Source organism: Moorena sp. SIO2C4, from assembly GCF_010672485.1.
GTDB classification, from domain to species: domain Bacteria; phylum Cyanobacteriota; class Cyanobacteriia; order Cyanobacteriales; family Coleofasciculaceae; genus Moorena; species Moorena producens.
Genome location: NZ_JAAHGN010000676.1, coordinates 1 through 4,164, shown reverse-complemented (window position 1 = coordinate 4,164; position 4,164 = coordinate 1). Strand labels below are relative to the sequence as shown.

The 4,164-nt window shown below is 44.6% G+C and carries 3 protein-coding genes; 1 reads left to right on the top strand and 2 read right to left on the bottom strand.

Annotated elements, in window-relative coordinates; all coding sequences use genetic code 11:
* Positions 1 to 156: 156 nt before the first annotated feature.
* Positions 157 to 2,214 (bottom strand): tetratricopeptide repeat protein, encoded by a 2,058-nt coding sequence (locus F6K20_RS26990; protein ID WP_287296695.1) that lies wholly within the window; start codon positions 2,212 to 2,214, stop codon positions 157 to 159.
* Positions 2,215 to 2,380: 166 nt separating this feature from the next.
* Complete coding sequence (locus F6K20_RS26985) at positions 2,381 to 2,512, bottom strand: hypothetical protein (RefSeq protein ID WP_008181869.1); 132 nt, start codon at positions 2,510 to 2,512, stop codon at positions 2,381 to 2,383.
* A gap of 85 nt (positions 2,513 to 2,597) precedes the next feature.
* Between F6K20_RS26985 and F6K20_RS26980 the strand changes: the two genes are divergently transcribed.
* The gene (locus F6K20_RS26980; protein ID WP_287296693.1) at positions 2,598 to 4,076 is read left to right on the top strand and encodes a glycosyltransferase family 2 protein; all 1,479 of its coding nucleotides are present in this window, start codon (positions 2,598 to 2,600) and stop codon (positions 4,074 to 4,076) included.
* Positions 4,077 to 4,164 lie beyond the last annotated feature (88 nt).

Below are 4,164 nucleotides of genomic sequence, written 5' to 3'. Positions count from 1 at the left end.
TAATTCTTAATAGGTCAAGCGCACCTAAGTTGTTTTCCTTTTCCTCTCCTGAGGTTAAGTCCGATGTTTTACCCAAATGTAAAAAACCTACCCCTATTCCCTACTCCCTATTCCCTACTCCCTACTACCTACTCCCTACTCCCTACTCCCTACTCCCTACTCCCTACTCCCTAGCTTGCCTTGTTTTTCCAAAACCCTGGTCAACTGAGCCTTTACTTCATAATTTTCGGGTTGGATCTGGAGGGCGATTTGGTAGAAAATGATGGCTTGGTCTAACTGATTTTGTTTGACTAATGTATTGCCTAACTGTAGATACAGTTCAGGATCGTTGGATTGTATCCCTAATGCTTTGTGATAATTATCGAGATTATCTGGATTAGTCCTAATGGCTCGACGATAACAGCTGATTGCTTGATCTAAATCTACCTGGACTCTTTCTCGAAGCACATTTCCTAATTTTTCGTGTATCTCGGGGTGATCTGGCTTTAACTGTATAGAGCGACGGTAGGACGCTACTGCTTGATCGGACTTTCCCAATTGAACCAAGACACTTCCTAAACTACTGTGTAACTGAGGATGGCCTGGATTTAATTCAATAGCACTGCCATAGGCGGTAAGGGATTCATCCCAACGCTGGAGTTTGCTGAGGGCATTTCCTAAGTTTTGGTAAAATTCAAAGTACTGGTTGGGGCATAGGGCTATGGCTTGGTTTAAGGCAGCTACTGCTTCGTCTAATTTGCCGTGTTCGGTTAAGGCTAGCCCTAAATTATGGTGAGACCAGGGATTATAAGGATTGAGTTCTATGGCTCGCTGGTAAGCTGTTGCTGCTTCATGCCAATTCTGTTGTGTTAAGAGTAAATCCCCTAACCAATGGTAAGATTCACAACAGTTGGGATTGATATCGAGAGCATAGCGATAGGCTGCGATCGCTTCCGCTATTTTTCCCTGTTCTCGCAAACTATCTGCCCATTGGTGAGCGGCTAGCCAAGGGTCTTGTGATGGGGGTTCATAATCTGGTTCTTGCCACTGTCCCAATTCTTCCAATGCTTTGCGCAAGGGGTAGTATAACTCAGGATTTTCTGGGCTGAGGTCAATGGCACGACCATAAGCGGTAACTGCTTCCTGCCAATGCTGGAGTTGGGTGAGAGCCTCCCCTAATTTGTGGTAAAACTCAAAGAACTGGTTAGGGGATAGGGCTATGGCTTCTTGATAAGCAGCTACGGCTTCTTCTAGCTTCCCTTGTTGGGCTAAGGCTAAGCCTAAATTATGGTGAGTCCAAGCATTGTAGGAATTGAGTGCTATGGCGGATTGGTAAGCTGCTGCGGCTTGCTCCCAATTCTTGTTTTCTCGATATAAATCCCCTAGCCAATGGTGAGACTCAAAGCGGTCGGGATTGGTTTCAATACCATCGCGATAGGCTGCGATCGCTTGCTCCAATTGTTTGGTTTCTCGCAGAGCATCCGCTAAGCTCTCTTTAACCCGATTTATGCTGGGGTTAATGGCTATAGCGCTACGGTAAGCGGTAATGGCCTCATACCATCGAGTTTGCAAGCTCAGACTATCCCCGAGATTTTGGTAAACCCAAGCTGGCTGGTCTTGATTTAGTGCGATCGCATTTTGGTAAGAGGCGATGGCATCGTCTAAATTTCCCTGTTGCTGCTGACATTGTGCCAAGTTAGGATATACTACTTTCCCATTTTCTGGGTCACACTGACTTGCTTCCTGGTAAGCGCAAACTGCTTCATCAACTCGATTGGTTTGCCTCAGAGCATCCCCGAGATTTTTGTAGATCCAAAACGGATGGCTAGGATTGAGTGCGATCGCATTTTGGTAGGATGCGATCGCGTCTTCTAAATTTCCCTGTAGTGCTTGAGCTTGTCCTAAATTGTGATAGAAATCCGGATGGTCTGGCTGGAACTGCATCCCGTCCTGGTAAGCCACCATCGCCTGATCCAGTTTTCCTTGGGCCCTCAGAGCATCCCCGAGATGTTTGTAGACCCAAAACGACTGTTGGGGATTGAGGGCAATTGATTTTTGGTAGCTTGCGATTGCACCTTCTAAATCCCCCTGCTGAGCCTGAGATTGTCCCAAAAGGTGATAAATTCCTGGATTATCTGGCTGTAACTCAATTGCTTCCTGGTATGCTGCAATTGCTTCACTCTGTTGTCCTTGCTGTCTCAATTGATTTGCAATACTTACAGAAGTTTCAACCATAGCTAGTTCTATTTGGGAGCGCATTCTAATACTGTTTCTTAATACTGTTATTTAACGATTGTTAAAAACTTGTATTCGAGCTAGCAGTTTTTAATCGAATTGATTGTGGTATCTTAATGATTCCACCAAGACTATCTTATAGCTAATATATTATAGCTATAATATTCTAGCTAATCAATTCGATTTTCTTATCTAAAATAGCGTTTGTATTGGAGATGTAAACCTTTAAGGTCTTTTTTTCTTGGACAATAAAACTGAGGTTCTCTTTACCCTCTTGCCTTTTGGCTCTTGGATCCATGGCTTTTTCGGCAAGAAGTGTGTTTACAACTCATCTACAAACTCTATAACAATACCATCAATATCAACGATTAGCAATCAGCACAATGGCCCAACTGTTGTATATCAAGCCAGAGATTCAACCAACCCTAGGCATCAGCATTTTCACGGTGCCTAAGCCTTTTATAGGTATGATTGGTATCATCCAGCACAACGCCATTACCAGCTGGACTTTGCTCAAACCTAAGCCAGAAATCATTTTATTTGGTGATGAAATTGGTACAGCCTCCATTGCTGAAGAGTTAGGAGTTAATCATGTTCCTGATATCGAGTGCAATAGCTATGGTACTCCTCTACTGGATAGTGTGTTTGCCCAAGTCCAGGAGCAAGCAACTTACGATATCATCACTTACATCAATGCTGATATTATTTTACTGAAGGATTTTACCCAAGCCATTGAACAGGTCTGCCAACAGCTAAACACATTTTTAATCATTGGACGACGCTGGAATCTTGACTTGTCCAATCCCATAGAATTTCAGTCTCCCACCTGGGAAGACACCCTGAGTCAACAGGTCTATCAGACCGGTTGTTTAGGTGCTCATGATGCCAAGGATTACTTTATCTTTCCTAAATATTTATTTCGTAGTATCCCTAAGTTTGCGGTAGGACGGGGATATTGGGATACCTGGATGGTAACTACTGCTGCTATGAGGGGCTACCCCATAGTCGATGCCAGCGAAGTGGTGATGGCAGTGCATCAAAATCATACCTACGCTCATCTGATGGGGGGCAAAAATGAGGCCCATATGGGCAAAGAAGCGCAACAGAATAAAACCATTGGCAATGTGCAAGCACAAGGAACGATTGCTGACAGCACCTGGCAGCTAAAACCCTGGCATGATCAGGATTCACCACGAGTTAGTGTGATTATTATTGTCCAGGACTTACGCATTTGCCCCCTAAATCCCCCAAATTTGGATCTCCCAAATTTGGGGGACTTTGAGATCATTCCCCCCAGAATTGGGGGGCTAGGGGGGCGAAATCAACTTAACCGCGTAAGTCCTGTTGTTAATAGTACTAGCGCGTTAGTTAACCGAGCATTGGAGAGTGTGGTGGCTCAAAACTATTCCGACTATGAAATTATTGTGGTGGATAGAGCGGTTAATCAGGGAGTAGGGAGTAGGGAGCAGGGAACAGGGAACAGGGAACAGGGAACAGGGAGCAGGCAGGGATCCCCCCTAACCCCCCTTAATAAGGGGGGAACAGGAAGTAGGAACCTTAATAAGGGGGGAACAGGAAGTAGGAACCTTAATAAGGGGGGAATTGTTATTAAAGAGGGTTATCTAGCGGGATGGGATGGGGGATGCGTTCGCGTAGCGTGGCCAACGGCCAATCGCAAATGGGGGGCGTTGTGCGATCGCGGTCTTGAGATGGCCCAAGGAGAATTTGTAACCTTTCTCGATAGTGACAGTGTTTTACTACCAGATGCCCTAGAGAAACAAGTAGCAGCATTTGATCGGGAATCCTCTACCCTGGATTTACTACTTCATGTCATCAGGATCATTAATTACCCCAGATTTTAGCGTAATATGCACAAATTCTATCACAAAAAGCAACCAAAAAAACAGCCCAAGAATAAGGCACACAATCAGATTAATAATCAGATTAATA